The organism is Roseburia sp. 1XD42-69, assembly GCF_003612565.1.
Taxonomy (GTDB): Bacteria; Bacillota; Clostridia; order Lachnospirales; family Lachnospiraceae; genus Roseburia_B.
In genome coordinates, this window is sequence record NZ_RAZG01000197.1 from 1 (window position 1) to 1,606 (window position 1,606).

At 39.4% G+C, this 1,606-nt stretch carries 2 protein-coding genes; one reads left to right on the plus strand and one right to left on the minus strand.

Going from position 1 to position 1,606, the window contains the following annotated elements; all coding sequences use genetic code 11:
• On the plus strand, window positions 1-137 hold a 137-nt coding region (locus D7Y06_RS28725; protein ID WP_442970476.1), incomplete at its 5' end, for a DUF6431 domain-containing protein.
• Between the two features lie 123 nt (window positions 138-260).
• Here D7Y06_RS28725 and D7Y06_RS25030 read toward each other — a convergent pair.
• Window positions 261-1,514, minus strand: coding sequence for an ATP-binding response regulator (locus D7Y06_RS25030; protein WP_120410175.1), 1,254 nt, complete (start codon window positions 1,512-1,514; stop codon window positions 261-263).
• Between the last annotated feature and the right edge of the window lie 92 nt (window positions 1,515-1,606).

Here is a 1,606-nt window from a genome sequence, read left to right on the forward strand (position 1 = left end):
CGGAAGGCAAAGCAGCTTTCCGCATCTGCCGCCTTATCTGCTCCCGCTGTCGGCGTACCCATGCACTTCTTCCTTCTTCCATGGTTCCTTATTCACAGATATCCCTGGCGGAACATATTTATAGATGCAGAGGATAATCAGGAAAGTTTGACATAAAAATGCTTAAAATCTTTTACAAAATGCTTTTAAGCATTTTTCATTTTGCTTTTTAATCTCTTTCAAAATGCCAAAAGAAATATATATCCAAAAGAGCTTATTATTTATACAGAATAAAATTTCTCCAAAGTCGAGAGCATTTTCTCTTGACTGACAGGTTTTGTCAGATGTGCATTCATTCCTGCATCAGTTGTCCTTCTTATATCTTCACTATATGCGTCTGCTGTCATAGCTATTATTGGGACTGTTACAGCGTCAGTTCTTGGCAATGTCCGGATTGATTTTGTAGCGGTCAGACCATCCATCACAGGCATTCTCACATCCATTAACACAGCATTAAAAGTATTCTCAGGCGAATTATTAAAAATATTAACAGCAATCTGTCCATTTTCTGCCGTCATTACTTCAATCCCTTCATCTTCCAGCATAAATTTTGCAATTTCCATATTCAGTGGGGTATCTTCAACTAACAGGACTTTCATGCCGTCCAGATGGGCATTCCGTTCCTGTATGCTTTCCATTTTATTCTCTTTCTCTGCAATGCCAGACATTATCCCTGTATCAAATGTTACCTCCACAGTAAATTTACTGCCAACTCCCGGCTTGCTTGCTACCTTGATAATCCCCCCCATCAAATCAACCAGTTTTTTTGTAATAGCCATTCCCAATCCGGTTCCCTTATACCCATTGCAATTTTCGCTATTTTCCTGTGTAAAGGAATCCCAAATTTTTTCCAAAAAATCCGGTTTCATACCAATTCCGGTATCCTCAATCTCAAAATGGTATATCGCCTTTCCGTCTCCAGCAGAAACCTCCTTTACCTGAAAAAAGATTTTCCCTCCATCCGGGGTAAACTTAATGGCATTTGATAAAATATTGATAAGTACCTGACGCAGATGTAATTCATCGCCAATTAGCAGAGGATGATGGAATATACCAAACTCCCTGACAAAATCCACCTTTCTCTGTGCCAGCAGACTTTCTGCAATTAGTGCACAACCGTTAATCACCTCACGTATATCCATCCGTTCATGGTTCATAACCATTCTGCCGCTTTCAATCCGGCTCATATCCAAAATATCGTTAATCAGGGATAGCAGATGTTTGGAAGAACTGTCAATTTTCCCTAGACAATCAAGAACCCTATCTTTATCATCAAAATGTTTCATGGCAATACCTGTCATTCCAATAATGCCATTCAGGGGTGTCCGTATATCATGGGACATATGGGATAAAAAAGCACTTTTTTCCCTGCTGTTGTTCTCTGCCCGCAAAACGCTCTCTTGTAATGACAGATTTTCTGTTTCCAAAACCGCAATTTTCTTTTTTAACTTTTTCACTGTTTTCTTCTTTTTCATAGCTCCTCCATTCCAGTAATTGAGCGGTCTCGGAAACTCTTTAAAGCCCGTATTTCCGTTCTTTTTCGATTTCTCTTTCTTATTTCATCCTC

Coding starts and splice junctions, on each gene's coding strand:
- D7Y06_RS25030 (WP_120410175.1), bottom strand. CDS start 1,514: ATGAAAAAGAAGAAAACAGTGAAAAAGTTAAAAAAGAAAATTGCGGTT.